16 protein-coding genes and 1 riboswitch are annotated in these 16,961 nt (G+C 70.0%); of the genes, 8 read left to right on the top strand and 8 right to left on the bottom strand.

Annotated elements, in window-relative coordinates:
* Positions 1–12: 12 nt before the first annotated feature.
* From CKW28_RS02560 to napA, 5 genes are read right to left on the bottom strand one after another with little or no spacing between them, the layout of a single operon-like run.
* Entirely contained in the window at positions 13–651 is a 639-nt protein-coding gene (locus CKW28_RS02560) for an LON peptidase substrate-binding domain-containing protein (protein WP_003926626.1), read from the bottom strand.
* Entirely contained in the window at positions 648–1,805 is a 1,158-nt protein-coding gene (locus CKW28_RS02555) for a glutamate--cysteine ligase (protein ID WP_003926627.1), read from the bottom strand. Before CKW28_RS02555 ends, CKW28_RS02560 begins: the two co-directional genes overlap by 4 nt.
* Positions 1,786–2,469 carry a superoxide dismutase[Cu-Zn] gene (sodC, locus tag CKW28_RS02550; RefSeq protein WP_040547259.1) on the bottom strand — a complete coding sequence of 228 codons (684 nt, stop codon included), beginning with the start codon at positions 2,467–2,469 and terminating at the stop codon, positions 1,786–1,788. The genes CKW28_RS02555 and sodC overlap by 20 nt, the downstream gene beginning before the upstream one ends.
* Before the next feature lie 10 nt (positions 2,470–2,479).
* Positions 2,480–2,941 carry a LytR C-terminal domain-containing protein gene (locus CKW28_RS02545; protein ID WP_003926629.1) on the bottom strand — a complete coding sequence of 154 codons (462 nt, stop codon included), beginning with the start codon at positions 2,939–2,941 and terminating at the stop codon, positions 2,480–2,482.
* A 49-nt stretch (positions 2,942–2,990) separates the two neighbouring features.
* Complete coding sequence (gene napA, locus CKW28_RS02540; RefSeq protein WP_003926630.1) at positions 2,991–3,299, bottom strand: nucleoid-associated protein NapA; 309 nt, start codon at positions 3,297–3,299, stop codon at positions 2,991–2,993.
* 135 nt (positions 3,300–3,434) lie between these two features.
* On the opposite strand from napA, the gene CKW28_RS02535 reads away from it, so the two are divergent.
* The 8 genes from CKW28_RS02535 (at position 3,435) to thiD (ending at position 12,929) form a co-directional block, all read left to right on the top strand.
* Positions 3,435–4,028, top strand: coding sequence for a peptide deformylase (locus CKW28_RS02535; protein WP_003926631.1), 594 nt, complete (start codon positions 3,435–3,437; stop codon positions 4,026–4,028).
* A gap of 40 nt (positions 4,029–4,068) precedes the next feature.
* The gene (locus CKW28_RS02530; RefSeq protein WP_003926632.1) at positions 4,069–4,971 is read left to right on the top strand and encodes an N-acetylglutamate synthase, CG3035 family; all 903 of its coding nucleotides are present in this window, start codon (positions 4,069–4,071) and stop codon (positions 4,969–4,971) included.
* A 9-nt stretch (positions 4,972–4,980) separates the two neighbouring features.
* A complete protein-coding gene (locus CKW28_RS02525) occupies positions 4,981–5,793 on the top strand; it encodes an exodeoxyribonuclease III (RefSeq protein WP_003926633.1) in 813 nt (270 codons plus the stop codon).
* A 507-nt stretch (positions 5,794–6,300) separates the two neighbouring features.
* A complete protein-coding gene (locus CKW28_RS02520; RefSeq protein WP_207383064.1) occupies positions 6,301–7,962 on the top strand; it encodes a hypothetical protein in 1,662 nt (553 codons plus the stop codon).
* A 253-nt stretch (positions 7,963–8,215) separates the two neighbouring features.
* Positions 8,216–8,668, top strand: coding sequence for a hypothetical protein (locus CKW28_RS02515; RefSeq protein WP_040547743.1), 453 nt, complete (start codon positions 8,216–8,218; stop codon positions 8,666–8,668).
* A 91-nt stretch (positions 8,669–8,759) separates the two neighbouring features.
* Positions 8,760–10,322: an HNH endonuclease signature motif containing protein gene (locus tag CKW28_RS02510; protein ID WP_003926636.1), complete on the top strand. Its 1,563-nt coding sequence runs from the start codon at positions 8,760–8,762 to the stop codon at positions 10,320–10,322.
* 77 nt (positions 10,323–10,399) lie between these two features.
* Positions 10,400–10,511, top strand: a riboswitch (TPP riboswitch).
* Positions 10,501–12,096, top strand: a complete 1,596-nt coding sequence (gene thiC, locus CKW28_RS02505; RefSeq protein WP_003926637.1) for a phosphomethylpyrimidine synthase ThiC — start codon at positions 10,501–10,503, stop codon at positions 12,094–12,096. It overlaps the preceding riboswitch by 11 nt.
* Entirely contained in the window at positions 12,093–12,929 is an 837-nt protein-coding gene (gene thiD / locus CKW28_RS02500) for a bifunctional hydroxymethylpyrimidine kinase/phosphomethylpyrimidine kinase (RefSeq protein ID WP_003926638.1), read from the top strand. Before thiC ends, thiD begins: the two co-directional genes overlap by 4 nt.
* 22 nt (positions 12,930–12,951) lie before the next feature.
* On the opposite strand, the gene CKW28_RS02495 is transcribed toward thiD, so the two are convergent.
* The 3 genes from CKW28_RS02495 to CKW28_RS02485 all read right to left on the bottom strand — a co-directional run bounded on the left by CKW28_RS02495 (position 12,952) and on the right by CKW28_RS02485 (position 16,955).
* Entirely contained in the window at positions 12,952–13,257 is a 306-nt protein-coding gene (locus CKW28_RS02495; protein WP_003926639.1) for a hypothetical protein, read from the bottom strand.
* A 10-nt stretch (positions 13,258–13,267) separates the two neighbouring features.
* A complete protein-coding gene (locus tag CKW28_RS02490) occupies positions 13,268–16,084 on the bottom strand; it encodes a helix-turn-helix transcriptional regulator (protein ID WP_050812005.1) in 2,817 nt (938 codons plus the stop codon).
* Positions 16,085–16,184: 100 nt separating this feature from the next.
* A complete protein-coding gene (locus tag CKW28_RS02485) occupies positions 16,185–16,955 on the bottom strand; it encodes a hypothetical protein (protein WP_131588055.1) in 771 nt (256 codons plus the stop codon).
* Positions 16,956–16,961 lie beyond the last annotated feature (6 nt).

Below are 16,961 nucleotides of genomic sequence, written 5' to 3'. Positions count from 1 at the left end.
CGTGAGCCGCGTTCAGTCCTGCGACAGCTGGAACTCCACCATCGCGGCGACCGTCTCGACAGCCTCCCGTAACGCCGCCAGCCGGGCGGCCGGATCGGGCGCCGCCAGCACCGCATAACGGTCGGCCTGACCGATCGGGATACGGGAGGCCAACGTGTACAACCGTTCCGCCACGCCCTGCCCCGGCTCGGGTTCACCGAGCAGATGGTGGCGCGGCGGCAGCTCCGCGCCCTGCGCGCCGGCGATCCGCTCGAAGAGTGCCATCATCCGGTCCTCGAGCTCGGTGAGCTGATCCACGCCCACCGGCTCTCCCGGTTCGTCCGGCCACGGCTCGATCACCGCCCGCGGATACGGATCATCCGGCAGCCACTCCAGCACCCGGATCCGTTCCCCGACCTCGCATCGCAACCGGTACCGGCCCATGGGCTGTTCGGCGTATTCGACGATGCGGGCCAGCGCACCCACATCGCAGCGGGTGTCGCCGCCGCCCACCTCCCGTCCGGCCGCGATCAGCACCACCCCGAACGCCGGGACCTCGGCGGCGAGGCAGGTCTGGACCAGTTCGCGGTAGCGCGGCTCGAAGATCCGCAGCGGCAGTTCCTCACCCGGCAGCATGGCGATCTCCAGCGGGAACATCGGCGTGATGGTCATGACGCACCCTGCTGTTCCGGCTCACCGAGGTCCAGCTCACCGATCAGGGCGTCGACCACCGCACGAAGATCGCCGTCGTGTTCCTCGGCGACCCGGCGCTGCCGCTGATAAGACGCGCCGGTCCGGTAGATGTGTTCCACCTCGGCCAGCTCGTCGGCGCAGTTGAGTGAGACAGCCACCGGCTCAAGACGATTCAGGATGTCATCGAGATCATCGGTGACCAGTCGCTCATTGCTGTCGGCGTCCAGGATGATCTCGGCGTCCAGTCCGTAACGGGCGGCGCGCCACTTGTTCTCCTGCACATGCCACGGCGGCATGGTCGGCAGCTGCTCACCGGCATCCAGCCGCCGGTCCAGATCGACGACCAGACAATGGGTCAGCGCCACCAGCGCGCCGAGCTCGCGCAGGTTGGAGATGCCGTCGAACACCCGCACCTCGATCGTGCCCAGATGCGGTGAGGGGCGGATGTCCCACCGGATCTCGTTCATGTGGTCGATGATCCCGGTCTTCTTCTGGTCGGCGACGAACCGTTCGAACTCCGCCCAGGTCTGGAACTGGAACGGCAGCCCGGCCGTCGGCAGCTGCTGGAACATCATCGCCCGGTTGCTGGCGTAGCCGGTGTCCTCCCCGTCCCAGTACGGCGAGGACGCCGACAGCGCCAGCAGGTGCGGATACTGGTTGAGCAGCGACGAGATGATCGGCATCACCTTGTGCGCCGAGGAGACGCCGACATGCACGTGCACGCCCCAGATCAGCATCTGGCGGCCCCACCACTGGGTGCGCTTGATCAGCTCGGCGTACCGCGGTGCGTCGGTGAGTTTCTGCGCCGACCACTTCGCGAACGGGTGGGTGCCAGCGCAGAACAACTCCATTCCGCGGTCCCGCACGATCTTGCGGGCGGGCAGCAGTGTCGCCCGCAGATCGGCGATGGCCTCCGGCGTGTCCGCACAGATGCCGGTGACGAACTCGACCGTGTTGCGCAGCAGTTCCTTGTGGACGTGCGGGTTCTCGCCGATCTCGGCGATCACCTCCGCGGCCTCGTTGCTGAGGTCGCGGGTGTCGGCGTCGACGAGAGCGAACTCCCATTCGACGCCGAGCGTGGGCCGGGGTGACCCGGCGAAGTCGATGCGAGTACTACCCGCCGGAGATGACACCGCAGACGACACGATCCCCGGCGTCGCCGGTGGACAGGGTGATCTGATCGGGCGGCGGATCACCGTTCACCTGCTGGTAGCGCTCCGGCGGGATGTTGGCGAAGTTGTCCGCCTTCTCGTGGATGATCAGCGCGGTGCCGCCGTCGCGGGTCAGATCCTCCTTGGTGAACGCATCGGAGGTGGTGACCAGCAGCGCCTCGCCGTCCTCCCGGACCTGCAGCGCGGTCAGATCACCGGCGGCGGGATGGCCCTCACCGTCGCCGGCGAGGTGCAGGTGGCCACCGGCGGACAGGAAGTCCCCGGGTGCACCGCCGTCCGGCCCCACCGAGTTGGCCTCGCACTTGCCGACCGAGTGGATGTGGATGCCGTGGAAACCGGGGTCGAGTTTGCCCGGCGTGGTGATCCGCACCGTCACCGTCGCGTAGCCGTCGGCGAAATCGAAGTCGGCGGTGCCGACCTGGGTGCCGTCGGCGGTGCGCAGCTGCGCGGTCAGGCGCTCACCGGCCTCCTGGTCCTCACCCGGCGGGACGGCCGGTGCAGGTGAGCCGGTCCACACCGGTGGGGTGGTGCCCGGTTCGGTGGCGACCTGCTCGTTGGGCGTGCACCCGCTCAATGCGAGGGCGGGCACGGCGAACATTGCGGCGACAGTGACCGGTCTCAACATGGTTGGCAGCCTAACCTGTGACCGCGACGATGATGCCGGGCGGTTGCTCCGCCAGCTCCGGAGTGCGGGGCTGGACGGGAGCGTCGAGCAGTTGACCCACTTCATTGGCTGCCTCCTCCTCGCCTGGGGCGTCGCCGAAGAACACCGTGGTGACCTCCACACCCTCGAGTTCCATGTCACCGACATCGGCCACGTCCCACTCGGCCTCCCGGAGCCGGTCGGCCGTCGACGCGGCGGCCCCGGTGACATCGGACAGGTTGTACACCCGCACTTCCGGACGGCCCGGCTCGGCCTCCGGCGACGTGGTCGTGGTTGTGGTGGTGAGGTTGCCGGCGACCGGCGCGTCGGCGCCGTCGGAGTCGTTCTCGGACCCCATCGCCTGGAACGCCACCAGCAGGAAGACCACCCCCAGGAACAACAACACCATCACGATGGCGCGCAGGGGTATCCCGGAGGACTCTCGCTGGTTCATTCCGCCCACTGTATCGACCGACGAGCCCGGTCAGGAACGACGCGGCGGATCAGGTGACCTCGAATCCCAGTCGCCGCGCCGCGCGGGCCTTCTGTCGGCTGGCCCGGAGCCGCCGGAGCCGCTTCACCAGCATCGGGTCGGCCGCGAGCGCCTCCGGCCGGTCGACCAGCGCGTTGAGCACCTGGTAGTAGCGGGTGGCCGACATCGAGAACAGCTCTTTGATCGCCTCTTCCTTCGAGCCGGCGTATTTCCACCACTGCCGCTCGAACGCGAGGATCTCGTGCTCGCGCCGGGTCAACCCATCGGTGAGCTCAGAGTCGTCTCCGGATTGCTCAGTCCGCGCGATGGCGCCGTCCATATCGCTAGTGGACCCTTCCGACAAATCGAATTACAGCTTTGTGGTTCGCGGTTCATTCAACCACGGGTTGCGCGCCGGGGGCGTCAGCCGTGCCCGCGAGTCCGGTCACTTGAGGGCGCCGCTTAGTCTTTTCCCATGGCCGTCCGCCCAATCCGGATCGTGGGAGATCCGGTCCTGCACAGCCCCACCAGTCCGGTACCCGTCGGTGACGACGGTTCGCTACCCGACGATCTGCCCGATCTGATCACCGACATGTTCGACACCATGGACGCCGCGAACGGTGTCGGGCTGGCGGCGAACCAGATCGGGGTGTCGCTGCGGGTCTTCGTCTACGACTGCGCCGAAACCCGGGGGCGCAGCACCCGGCGCCGCGGGGTCGTCATCAACCCGGTGCTGGAGACCTCGGAGATTCCCGAGACCATGCCCGACCCCGACACCGACGAGGAGGGCTGCCTTTCGGTCCCCGGTGAGCAGTTCCCCACCGGACGTGCCGACTGGGCCCGGGTGACCGGTCTGGACGCGGAGGGGAATCCGATCACGCTGGAGGGCACCGACCTGTTCGCCCGGATGCTCCAGCACGAGGTCGGCCACCTCGACGGCTACCTGTACCTGGACCGCCTGGTGGGCCGCTACGCCCGGGCCGCCAAGCGGATGGTGAAGGCACGCGGCTGGGGGGTGCCCGGCCTGTCCTGGATGCCCGGCGAGGTGCCCGATCCGTTCGGGCACTAGTGCACCCGCATTCGCCGGCCCGCTCGTGAACCGCCGACCGATGGCCGACCTTCCCGCCCCGGGCACCCGGGTGAGCCTGCGCTACCGGCTGCCCGCCGGGTCGCAGCCACCGCTGAGCGATGTCGTCGGCCACCTGCTGGCCACCGAGCCGCAGATCCGCGTCCGCACCAAAACCGGTGCGGTGGTCCAGATCCGGCCGGAGGACGTGGTGGTGGCCCGGGCGTTGACCGCCGCTCCGGTGCGCACCGCGCAGATCCGGGCCACCGAGCACGCCGCGGCCCTGGCCTGGCCGGGACTCGAGCAGCACTGGTTGGGCGGCTGGCTGCTGCGCGCGGCCGGGGGCCACACCCTCCGGGCCGATTCCGCTGTGCCACTCGGCATGGACGCCGATCTCGGATCGCTGCCCGAGATCGTGCGGTGGTACGCCGATCGCGGTCTGCCGCCGCTGCTGGCGGTGCCGAGCCGGCTGCTGCGGATTCTGGATGCCGCGCCGGCCGTCCACGAGTCGGTGATGCTCGTCGGGACACCCCGCACCGCCGCGCCGGATCCCGATGTGCGGTTGCTGCCGCGGCCGGACGCCGAATGGCTGCGGATGTCCGGTCGGGACATCCCGGTCCGGGTGTGGACAGCGGCGGTCGACGGGCAGGTGCGGTTCGCGGTGCTGCCCGGGGTGGGCGCCGCGCGCGCCGCCGTGACGACCGCCCCGGACGGCAGTCGCCGGGTCGGCGTCTCGGCGGTGGCGGTGGAGCCCTCGCAGCGGCGCCGCGGTCAGGCCCGCCGGCTCTGCACGGCGCTGTTGAGCTGGGGCGCGCAGCAGGGGGCGACGGCGGCGTATGCCGAGGTGAGCAGCGGTGACGCGGCCGCCCTCGCACTGTTCGGCTCGCTGGGCTGCACCGAGCAGCACCGGGTGCGCCATCTCGATGCCCGCTCGCTGCGAACGTAGGGTGTGGCCATGCGGCTGGCCACCTGGAACGTCAACTCCATCCGGGCCCGCGTGGAACGGGTCACCGACTGGTTGCAGCGGGCCGACATCGATGTGCTGGCCATGCAGGAGACCAAGTGCGCCGACGATCAGTTCCCCACCATGCCGTTCGCCGCGCTGGGTTACGAGGTGGTGCACTGCGGGTTCAACCAGTGGAACGGGGTGGCGATCGCGTCCCGGGTCGGCATCGAGGACGTCGAGGTCGGTTTCGACGGTCAGCCGACCTGGAGTGACTCGCCCGATGCGGAGGCCGCCGCGGAGGCACGGGCGCTGGGGGCGACCTGCAACGGGGTGCGGGTGTGGAGCCTGTATGTGCCCAACGGCCGGACCGTGGGATCGCCGCACTACCACTACAAGCTGGAATGGCTTGGCGCGCTGCGGGATACCGCGAGCAAATGGCTGGCCGCGGATCCGGCGGCGCAGATCGCCCTGACCGGTGACTGGAACATCGCGCCGACCGACGAGGACGTCTGGGACATCGAGTCCTACCGCGACAGCACCCATGTCACCGAGCCGGAACGGGCGGCGTTCCGGGCCGTCGTCGACGCCGGGTACATCGATGTGGTGAGGCCTTTCACGCCCGGGCCGGGGGTGTACACCTACTGGGACTACACCCAATTGCGGTTCCCGAAGAACCGGGGGATGCGGATCGACTTCATCCTCGGTTCACCGGCGCTGGCGGCCCGCGTCACGCACGCCGAGATCGTGCGCGACGAACGGCGCAGCAAGGGCAAGGTGGGGCCGCCGAGCGACCACGCGCCGGTGCTCGTGCAGCTCGACTAGCCGGACCGATCCGGGATTGCGCGCGCTCACGCGGCGCCCCTTTTTCTCAGGAAAATCCCAGATTCACCCCCAATCCATCCCCATCTTCTCTGCGCCGCCCGGATCCACCCGCGGCATCGCCCCGGCTACCGAGTTTGCCAATATTGCCGCTGTCAGCCAGTGCCTCCTGATTGCACGGCGACGTCGAGACAGCATTCTGAAACGTGTTATCACACCAGCTGGTGGCGCGTCAGCGGCCTGTCATCCCCCACCTCGGATTCATTGCGATCCAAAACATCACGTTGCTTTTCCCGGTCAATCGGTGGTCGTGCTGCCATCTCAGAATCCAGCAGCACGCCGGAGCCACGGGCCGCCCAACTTCTCCGGGTTACCGGCACTAGATGATCTAGGCAGTTGATCAACGTCTTCGCAAATTTCTCAAATCCGATCTTGAATGGCTGACATCTTTGCTATCTTCCGGGCTGCTGGAACGTCTCCAGCGGAGTGGAGCGAACGAGAGGATGTGAATTGGCTGAAAACAGATGTGGGCGGCGTCAGCCCGTGATGCCGTTCATCACCAGCGGAGCGGCATTCGTCGGCGGTGCCGCCATGCTGTTGGCGGGCCCCGGTGGCGTCTCCGCCCTGGAAGCGGCGGGCAGCGCGCCCCGAACGGTGGAGTACGAGTATTCACTGGTTGCCTGCGACAGCACCTTGCCGCTGATGTGTGAAGCCGGTGATTCTGTCGGCGGGCTCGGGGGCGCGTCCCACGATCGGTCTGCCTTCTCGGCCAGCGCACTCGGGATGGCTTCGTTCGGCCCGGACTGGAACCCCGGCGGCGCATTCCTGGGCCTCATCGGCCCGGGCGGACTGCTCATCGGTGACGGACTCAACGGCACCGATGCCTACATCGATGAGAACGGCGTCTTCCACGAGGCGACCCGCGGCGGGAACGGTGGCCTGTTGTGGGGCAACGGCGGCAAGGGCGGCAACGGCCTGGACGCCGGCCTGTACACCGTTCCCGATCCGGACAACCCGGGCAGCACCATCCAGATGTATTTCGAGGCGTCTGACGGTGCGGACGGGGGCCGGGGCGGTTTCCTGTTCGGCAACGGCGGTGACGGGGGTAACGGCGGCAACGTCGGCGGCAAGAACGGCGCAGACCCCGTGACCGCCACCGTGGCCGCAGATAAGAGCGTCGCCGGCGGCAACGGAGGCAACGGTGGGCGTGGCGGCCTGTTGTTCGGCCTCGGCGGCAACGGCGGCAACGGGGGTTGGAGCACCACCTCCTACCTCGATGCACGTGGTGGCAACGGAGGCAACGGTGGCCTGGGCGGCGTCCTGAGACCGGGCGGCCTGCTCAGCCTCCTGCTGCCGAGTGGTGCCGCCAGTGAACCCGGTGGATTGTTCACCGGAGGCAATGGCGGGAACGGCGGCCTGGCAATCGCCAACCACTGGGTCGGCATCACCGACGGCGTACCGGGACCGGACGATGACGCGGTCAGCTCCAGCGCCTACGGCGGCCACGGCGGCCACGGTGCCGGACCGGGTAGCGGCGGCAACGGCGGGAGCGCCGTCGCCAACTCGCTGGGTAACGCCATCGCAGGTAACGGTGGTGACGCCGGCCGGTTTGTGCTCATCGGCCCGGGCGGCAACGGAGGCAACGGCGGCACAGGGCTTTCGGTGAGTCCGTACGAGAACAACAACCGCGGCGACGTCGGCGACGCCATCGGCGGAAACGGCGGCTCCGGCGGCACCTCACTGTGGGGGCCGGGCGGCAACGGCGGCAACGGCGGCGCGGCCGAGGCGAACACCGACGGACGCACCGCGCGCGGCGGTGACGGCGGGGCCGGTGGCTCCTCGGTCAAGGCGGGCAACGCCGGAGCCGGCGGAAACGGCGGCTCGGCGTGGTCGAAGCCGTGGGACAGGAGCAAGCCGATCCCCGGCAATCCGATTCCGGAAGCCGTTGACGGCAAGGCAGAAGGCGGCAACGGTGGCCGGGGCGGCCGAGGCCTGATCACCAACAACGGCGGCGCCGGTGGTAACGGTGGGGCCGGCATCGCCCAGGGCGTCGGCGGCACCGGGACCGGTGGCGCGAAGGGCATCGGCGGCCGCGGCGGCGCCCTCGGCAAGAAGGGCAACGACGGCAGCAAAGGCGCCAGCGCCAACGGTCCGAGCGGTTCCAGCGACTGACCGCTAGGCCTTCCGTCGAGCCCCTGGGGCCGGTGAGATCCGGTGGTGGCGGCCGTCACCGCACACGGTGCGGCCGCCACCATCCGGGCCAGGCTCGACGGCCACACCACCGCCCCGGCACCTGAATGCACTCGTATCAGCTTGAATGTGAGGACTTTTGATGTCAGACACCGCCGCACACGACACCGATCGCGACGTGGATCAACCGGCCGCTCCGAAGCCGGAGGCAAACCGGAATTCCCAGGTGATTCCGATGATCGCCTTGATGGTGTCGTTGGTGGCCCTGGCCGTCGCCGGCTGGGCCGCTGTGAAACCCGATCGCGGATCGTCGCCGTCGTTCGGCGATGAGGACCGGGCTGCAGCCGAGGAGCGATTGTGTGCCGCGGTCGACACGGTTCGCCGCGGGGTGTCGATGAATGTGAACGCCACCGCTCCCGGCGGACCGGATGACGTGGTCGGCGGGATGGCCGTCATGGCGAACGCCCGGCTCGCCCTTTCGGTCGGTGGTCAGTACCTGATGACCCAGATCGACCCCGCCGCCCCGGACGACCTGGCCGAGGACGCGTCCGAGTTGGCGACCACCCTGATGGAGATCGGAGCCACCGCGACAGCCGGGGTCGCCACGTCCGATCCGGAGCAGATGGAACGGATGAACACCGCCGAAGAGCTGACGGCGGCACTGGTGACCAGGTGCTCCGGTAACTGAACCGGCTCCGCTCGTCCCCCCGGTTGACCGGTGGCATCTCACCCGACCGCTCGACCCGATCGTGTCAGACCCCCGTGCCAGACTCGCACGTATGTTCGAGAGTCCGGATCTGGGGGCGATCCGCACCGCCACCGACGCCGAGGTCGTGGCGGCGGTCGCCGGCTGGGGTCGTGACGAGGCCGCCGCCACTGCCCGCCGGCTGGCCTGGATCGCCGAGCTGGTCCGGCGACGCTGTGCGCGGGGCGAACACGCCGACTGGGCGTGTGACGACTGGGACGGCGCGGCCGCCGAGATCGCCGCCGCGCTGGGCATCAGCCACGGCCGGGCCTCCGGGCAGATGCAGCTGGCCCAGTCCCTGGTGCACCGGCTGCCCACGGTGATGCGGCTGTTCTGCGACGGGGTCATCGGTTACCGCACCGCCGCGGCGATCAGCTCACGGACGGCGCTGGTCCAGGACCGGGAGGCATTGCGTCTCATCGACGGCGAGCTGGCCGGCACCGCCTCTCGGTTCGGACCACTGTCGAACCACAAACTCGACCAGGCCATCGACACGGTGGTGGATCGTCACGATCCCGGCGCGCTGCGCCGGACCCGCACCGCCGCCCGGGCCCGCCACCTCGACATCGGCGCACCCGACGACCCGAGCGGAACCACCTCGGTGTCGGGACAGCTGCTGGCCACCGATGCCATCCTGCTGGACCGGCGGTTGATGGAGATGGCCCACGGTGTCTGCGACGACGATCCGCGCACCATCTCCCAACGCCGCGCCGATGCCCTCGGCGCGCTGGGCGCCGGCGCCGATCGGCTGACCTGCCGGTGCGGGTCCCCCGACTGCCCCGCCGGCGCGAATCCCGACGCCCGCGCGACCAGCGTGGTCGTCCATGTGCTGGCAGACGATGCCGCTCTCGATGCCGCTCTGGAGTGCCGTCCGGACCCTCACCTCTCCGGCAGCGAGCCCAGCCGCCCGATCACCCCCCGCACCTCGCTGGCCGAGGCGTTGACCCCGGACCCCGAACCCGAACCGACGCAAGGTCCCGCCTCGCGCCCGTCACCGGCTCTGCTCCTCGGTGGCGGCGCCATTCCCGCACCCCTGCTCGCCGAACTGATCGCCGGCGGCGCGACCGTGCGGACGATGCGCGACTTCTGCGACTCCGCACCGGAAACCGGCTACCGGCCGTCCACGGCACTTCGGGAATTCGTCCGGATGCGCGATCTGACCTGCCGCTTCCCCGGCTGCGACTGCCCGGCCGACCGCTGTGACATCGACCATGCGATCGCATGGCCGGCCGGCCCGACCCACCCGAGCGGCCTTCGCTGCATGTGCCGAAAACACCACCTGCTCAAGACCTTCTACGCGGGACCGGGCGGCTGGTCGGATGTGCAGTCCCCGGACGGCACCATCGTGTGGACCTCCCCCACCGGCGCCACCTACACCACCTATCCGGGCAGCCGGCTGTACCACCCCGCATCCCTGTTCACCACCCCGGCCTACCCGGCAACCCCGGCCCCGGAGCCGGCCCCGACCGACCTCCGCACGCTGAGGATGCCCCTTCGACAACGCACCCGCATCCAGGACCGCGCCCGTCGCACGGCCACGGAGCGGGCACTCAACGCCGGCCACGTCGCCGAACGCAGCCGACCGCCCCCGTTCTGACCCGGCCCGGACTTTCGGCCCGGGGTTTACAGCCGCAGATGATGGGCTAACGTGAAGCGGTCGGCGCGAGCCGACGGAACTGTCCACGCGGGAGCGCACGCCAGTGCGCTGAGAGGACGGCTGATGGTGCCGTCGACCGTACGAACCTGACCGGGTAATGCCGGCGTAGGGAGATGACGTGAGCGATCAGTCTGTCGCCATCAATCCGACCGTGACCACCGGCCCGATCGCGGGCAGCACCAAGGTGTATCGGGAGCTCGAGGGGGTTCCCGGGGCACGGGTGCCGTACCGGCGGGTGCACCTCAGCAACGGTGAGCACCTCGATCTCTACGACACGTCCGGGCCGTACACCGATCCGGACGCGGTGATCGACCTGTCGGCGGGGCTGCCGCCGCGGCCGGGCGTGGTGCGGGACCGCGGCACCCAGCTGCAGCGGGCCCGCGCCGGGGAGATCACCGCGGAGATGGCGTTCATCGCCGAACGTGAGGGGGTACCCGCCGAACTGGTCCGCCGGGAGGTCGCTGCGGGCCGGGCGGTGATCCCGGCCAACCACAACCACCCGGAAGCCGAACCGATGATCATCGGCAAGGCGTTCAGCGTGAAAGTCAATGCCAATATCGGTAATTCGGCGGTCACCTCGTCGATCGAGGAAGAGGTGGACAAGATGGTGTGGGCGACCCGGTGGGGCGCCGACACCGTCATGGACCTGTCGACCGGCCGCAACATCCATGAGACCCGGGAATGGATCCTGCGCAATTCGCCGGTGCCGGTCGGCACGGTGCCGATCTACCAGGCGCTGGAGAAGGTCGACGGCGATCCGGTCAAGCTGACCTGGGAGGTCTACCGCGACACCGTGATCGAGCAGTGCGAGCAGGGTGTCGACTACATGACCGTGCACGCCGGCGTGCTGCTGCGCTACATCCCGCTGACCGTCGACCGGGTCACCGGCATCGTCAGCCGGGGCGGCTCGATCATGGCGGCCTGGTGCCTGGCGCATCACCAGGAGTCGTTCCTCTACACCCACTTCGAGGAACTGTGCGAGATCCTGGCCCGCTACGACGTCACGTTCTCGCTCGGTGACGGGTTGCGGCCGGGTTCGATCGCCGACGCCAACGACGAAGCCCAGTTCGCCGAACTGCGCACCCTCGGCGAGCTCACCAAGATCGCGAAATCCCATGGCGCGCAGGTGATGATCGAGGGTCCCGGCCATGTGCCGATGCACAAGATCGCCGAGAACGTCCGGCTGGAGGAAGAATGGTGCGAAGAGGCGCCGTTCTACACCCTCGGCCCGTTGGCCACCGACATCGCGCCCGGCTACGACCACATCACCTCGGCGATCGGCGCATCGATCATCGCCCAGGCCGGCACCGCCATGCTGTGCTACGTCACCCCCAAGGAGCACCTGGGACTGCCGAACCGTCAGGACGTCAAGGACGGGGTGATCGCCTACAAGATCGCCGCCCACGCCGCCGATCTGGCCAAGGGCCATCCCCGCGCCCAGCAGCGTGACGACGCGCTGTCCAAGGCCCGCTTCGAATTCCGCTGGCACGACCAGTTCGCCCTGTCACTGGATCCCGACACCGCGCGGGAGTACCACGACGAGACGCTGCCAGCCGAACCCGCCAAGACCGCACACTTCTGCTCGATGTGCGGGCCCAGATTCTGCTCCATGCGCATCACCGCCGACATCCGGGACGCGATGGCGCAGAAGTCACGGGAATTCGCCGAACACGGCAATCAGGTCTATCTGCCGCTGGAGGAGGTCCGGCCGTGACGTACCTCCCCCTCCCCGAACCCGGGCAGACCCCGCTGCGGGTGCTGACCATCGCCGGGTCGGATTCCGGCGGTGGCGCCGGGATTCAGGCCGACCTGCGGACGTTCGCGATGCTGGGTGTGCACGGCCTGGTGGCGGTCGCCGCGGTGACGGTGCAGAACTCCGTCGGGGTCAGCGGGTTTCACGAGATCCCGGTCCAGGTGGTCGCCGACCAGATCGTGGCGGTCGCCTCCGACATCGGCCTGCAGGCCGCCAAGACCGGCATGCTGGCGTCGTCGGAGATCATCGAGACGGTGGCCGAGACCGCTCGCGGCCAGGGCATCGGCACCGCCGTGCCCCTCGTCGTCGACCCGGTGTGCGCGTCGATGCACGGCGATCCGCTGCTCCACATGAGCGCGCTGGATGCATTGCGCACCAAGCTGTTTCCGATCGCCACGCTGGTCACACCCAACCTGGACGAGGTCCGCCTGCTGGTGGGGGTGGATGTGGTCGACGAGGCCAGCCAACGCGAGGCGGCCAAGGCGCTGCACGCGTTGGGGCCGAAGTGGGTGCTGGTCAAGGGTGGTCATCTGCGCTCCGCACCGCACAGCCCGGATCTGCTGTTCGACGGCGCCGAGTTCCACCGGTTCGACGCCCCGCGGGTGGACACCGGCCACGACCACGGCGCCGGCGACACGCTGGCGGCCGCCACCGCCGCCGCCCTCGCACACGGCCACAGCGTGCCGGAGGCGGTGGAGTTCGCGAAGCGGTGGATCACCGAATGTCTGCGTGCCGCATATCCGCTGGGGCGTGGTCACGGACCGGTGAACCCGATGTTCCGGCTGCGCGGCTGAGCGCCGGATCCGGCACGCCCGGTCACCGGGTCCACGGCCGGCCGGCGATACGCGCGTCCAGCGCGGTGGCCAGGCGCTCGACCGGCACCCCCGCCCGGCGGCACACCTCGTAGACGTCCTCCTCCCGGTGGGCGGCGAACACCCCGAAGATGGTCTCATCCGACGGCATGGCCAGGGTCATCAACAACTGCACCTCGACACCCTCGCCGCACATGGTCGCCACCCCCTCGTCCAACCGGGCCACGGTGTCGCCGACCTGGTCGGTGTCGAATTCGGGGCGGTACCACTCCACCAGATAGCAGGGCAGCCGCACGGTGTGGATCCTCACCGATCCGACGCTAGTGAACGGATTGCCCTGCGGCATCGGGTGATTCCCTATGGTTTGCGCCGTCCTGGGATCTGTCGTCAGGCCTGTCGCCGCCCATCACCCGGCCGAGTTCGGCGCGGGAGTGGATACCGAGTTTGCGGTAGATGCGGGTGAGATTGGCCTCGACGGTCTTCGGGCTCACGAACAGCGCCGCGGCGACATCGCGGTTGGTCATCCCGGATGCCGACAGCTGCGCGATCCGCAGCTCGGACTCCGACAACAGCGCGCGCCGGGCCCGGTTGGCGACGGTCCGGCCCAGCTCGGCGCGGGCCCGCTCCGCCCACAACGTCGTCCCCATGTCCTCGAACGACTCCAGCGCCGCGCGCAACGCGGCGGCGGCGGCGTCCCGGTGCCGCTGCCGGCGTCGCAGCTGACCGAGCAGCAACAGGGTGCGGGCCCGCTCGAAGCGCATCGGCACCCGGTCCAGTTCGGCCAGGGCGCTGTCGACCGCGGCCACCGCTCCCGCGAGGTCGCCACGGGCAGCGAGCATCATGGCCCGGCACCGCGCCGCGACCGCCAGCATCCAGGGCCGGTCCAGCCGACGGCCGTTACGTGTCAACGCCTGCACCAACGGTTCGGCATCGTCGAGCAGGCCCATGAGCACCTGCGCCTCGACCAGGTCGGGCAGGAATCCGGCCGTGATGATCTCGGTGCCCTCGAGATCCGGGCCGAGGATGGGCAGTAGGGGCCGCAGGGTGGCGATCGCGGCCACGTGATCACCGACCGACAACTCCAGGAATCCGGTCAGCGAGGTGGTCAGCGTCGTGAGAATGGCGGATCCCGACCGGGCGAAGATTGCGGCCGCCCGGGCACCGTCGCCACGGGCGTCGTCGACGCGGCCCGCATAGGTGGCGAGGGCCTGGCGCAGCAGCAGGACGACGCCGCGGGGGAGGTCGCCGTCCAGCACCGCCGCGGACTCGATCGCCTCCTCGGCGATCGTCGCCGCCGCGCGGACTTCGCCCCGCCAGAGTTCCACCAGAACCCGGTGCAGGGCGATATACGTCAGATCCAGACCCTCACCGCGGTCGCGGCAATGTCGGGCCACGGCCCGCATGACCTCGACGGCCGCGTCGAATCGGCCGGTGTAGGCCAGCAGCATGGCGTGCAACCCGCTGGTGCGGGTGATCCCCAGATCCCCCGAACCGGGTTCCTCCAGTTCCAGGGCGCGGTGCAGGGCGGCCGGATCGAACCCCCGCCCCAGCAGGCAGGTCACCAGGGTCCGCATCGCCAGCGCCTGGCTCAGCACCCCGCGGTCACCCGCCCTGGTCGCACACTCGACCGCCTCATCGGCGTCCGCCGCGGCGGCGGCGCGCCGGCCGGTGTTGAACTCGACGAATGCCAGGAGGGTCAGGATCCGCGCCCGGAGCACGGCATCGTCGGTGGCGTCGGTGAGCGCCCGGCGTAACGCGTCCGCCGCGTCGAGGTAGCTGCCGTAGAGGATCTCCAACCCGCCGAGCAGCCGGAGCACCTGGGCGCGCGGCGCGCCGGTCATCTCGGCGCTGCTGCGTTTGAGGATGGCCCGGGCGGAGTCTCCGTCACCCGCGTCGACGTGATTGCGGGCCGACATCAGGCGGCGCTCCGGTGAATCGCCGCCCAGACCGATCGCCATGTCGATCAGTTCGGCCGCCGTGCTGGGCGCCCCGCGCAGGCGTGCCGCCTCGGCGGCCCGGTCCAGGCAGGCCAGCACCTGCGGGTCCGCCCACCCGACGGCGATGGCGAGGTGTCTGGCCTGCAGTTCGGGTTCGTCGACGATCTCGGCCAACCGCCGGTGCATCGCCCGTCGCCGGGTGGCGGTGGCGTCGTCGTAGACTCCCCGGGCCAGCAGCGGATGGCTGAAGCAGATCCGGTGGCCGTCCATCCGGATGATGTCGCGGTCGACCGCGTCGGACAGCAGTCGGACCACCCGTGGTTCGTCGACGCCCACCGCCCGGGCCACCGATTCCACCGTCGGCGCCGCGGAGCACGCCGCGGCCAGCAGCACGTTCCTGGCGTCGGCTCCAATCCGCCCGATCCGCGCCCGCACCAGTTCGGTGAGTGAGCTCGGCAGCCGCACCAGCGGGCTGCCGTCGTCCATCGCTCGCGCCAATTCCAGGGCGTAGAACGGATTTCCACCGGAGATGTGGTGGATCTGCACCATGACCGCGCGGGGGAACGTGCGGCCCAACCGGGCCAGCAGCACCTCACGCAGGCCCGCCAGCCCGAACGGCGCCAGGGTGATCCGCCTGAACGCCTCGGGAGTCGGCAGGCGCAGCCAGGAATCCGGCGCCGGCGCACGGGCCTCGGTGCGTGCCGCACCGAGCAGACCGGTGTTGCGGGGCAGGCGGCGCGCGACGTACCCGAGCACCAGCCGGCTCGCGGTGTCGATCCACTGCAGGTCGTCGACCGCGAGCAGCACCGGCGACGCATCGGCCAGCGTTCTGACGACGGTGAGGAAACCGGCGGCCACCGCTCGCTGGTTGATGCCGTCCGCACCGTCGGCGCGCAGCAGCACCGCCTCCAGCGCGGCCCGTTGCGGCGCCGCCAGCCCGGCGAGCACGGCGTCGTCGACACCGCTCAACAGATCACCCAGCGCGGCGTAGGCGAGCACCGATTCGGCCGTCGACGCCCGTGCGGCCAGCACGCGGAAACCCTGTCCGGCGGCGGCCTCGATGGCGGCCAGCCACAGCGTGGTCTTGCCGATACCGGGTTCGCCCTCCAGTACCAGCGCACTCGGCTCAGCGAGGACCGCGGCGAGGAACTCGGCAACGGCCCGAGACTCCGCCGGACGTTCCACTCGCTGCGCCGTCAAACGTCCCAGCCCCCCTCAGCCAAGGGCGTCCAGACATCTGCAGGTTAAGGTCGCCGACCCCGGTCGGGGACCGGTTTCGCCGTTCTCGCCCGGCCGTCACTCACTCGGCCGTCACATTGAGCGCGGTGCCGTTGTTTCCGGGGTTGGTGTCCCCCGCACCGCCGGCCTGGGCATGGATCGCGCCGAAGCCGGGCCCGGTGAACCGCACGATCACCGCCGGGTTGATCTGTTGTCCTTTTCTCACGGTGCCGCCGGTGCAGCGCATCGCGGTCGGCGAACTGACCGCGCAGTCGAAGCCGTTGGCGTTCCAGCCCGCCGCCACCGGGCCCTGATCGCCGAGGACGGCCACACCCGAGGTGGAGATGTCGACGACGACACCGGCCGCGTCGGTGTTCCCGGCGTTGCGCAGCATCACCAGATACGCCGGCGCCTGATCGGCCGGCGGGAACTCGGCGCCCCGGATCGTCTGCAGCGCCACATCCGTCTGCGCGGCAGCGGGATCCGTACACAGGGTGTTCGACGGCCCGGAGTCGGCGTACCTGAACGAGATGCCCGAACCCGACATCCGGTAGGCGCGCATCGTGGCGCACACCGGCACCCCGGCCGGGATGTCGCCGAACTGGTGTGTCGACTCCCGGTTGGCGCCGGGCACCCCGCCGGGAACCTCCACATCGTTGACGAGGACACGATCCGGGTTGTCGCGCTCCCGCACCGTGTAGCGGAAGCCGTTCTCCTCGGACGCGTGGTCGACGAAGGAGATGAACAGGTTGGACCCCTCGAACCGCACCCTGGTGATCTCCGGTGCTCCCAGCTCGTCCGCGCCCGCCACCGCGATCCCGGGGCCGGCGCCCACCCCGGCGGTCAGGACCACGGCAAT

The organism is Mycolicibacterium thermoresistibile (assembly GCF_900187065.1).
Classification (GTDB): domain Bacteria; phylum Actinomycetota; class Actinomycetes; order Mycobacteriales; family Mycobacteriaceae; genus Mycobacterium; species Mycobacterium thermoresistibile.
This window is presented reverse-complemented; position numbering and strand designations above follow the sequence as displayed.

Coding starts and splice junctions, on each gene's coding strand:
- sodC (WP_040547259.1), bottom strand. CDS start 2,469: ATGTTGAGACCGGTCACTGTCGCCGCAATGTTCGCCGTGCCCGCCCTC.
- CKW28_RS02510 (WP_003926636.1), top strand. CDS start 8,760: ATGTTCGAGAGTCCGGATCTGGGGGCGATCCGCACCGCCACCGACGCC.
- CKW28_RS02545 (WP_003926629.1), bottom strand. CDS start 2,941: ATGAACCAGCGAGAGTCCTCCGGGATACCCCTGCGCGCCATCGTGATG.
- CKW28_RS02530 (WP_003926632.1), top strand. CDS start 4,069: ATGGCCGACCTTCCCGCCCCGGGCACCCGGGTGAGCCTGCGCTACCGG.
- CKW28_RS02560 (WP_003926626.1), bottom strand. CDS start 651: ATGACCATCACGCCGATGTTCCCGCTGGAGATCGCCATGCTGCCGGGT.
- CKW28_RS02525 (WP_003926633.1), top strand. CDS start 4,981: ATGCGGCTGGCCACCTGGAACGTCAACTCCATCCGGGCCCGCGTGGAA.
- CKW28_RS02535 (WP_003926631.1), top strand. CDS start 3,435: ATGGCCGTCCGCCCAATCCGGATCGTGGGAGATCCGGTCCTGCACAGC.
- CKW28_RS02515 (WP_040547743.1), top strand. CDS start 8,216: ATGATCGCCTTGATGGTGTCGTTGGTGGCCCTGGCCGTCGCCGGCTGG.
- napA (WP_003926630.1), bottom strand. CDS start 3,299: ATGGACGGCGCCATCGCGCGGACTGAGCAATCCGGAGACGACTCTGAG.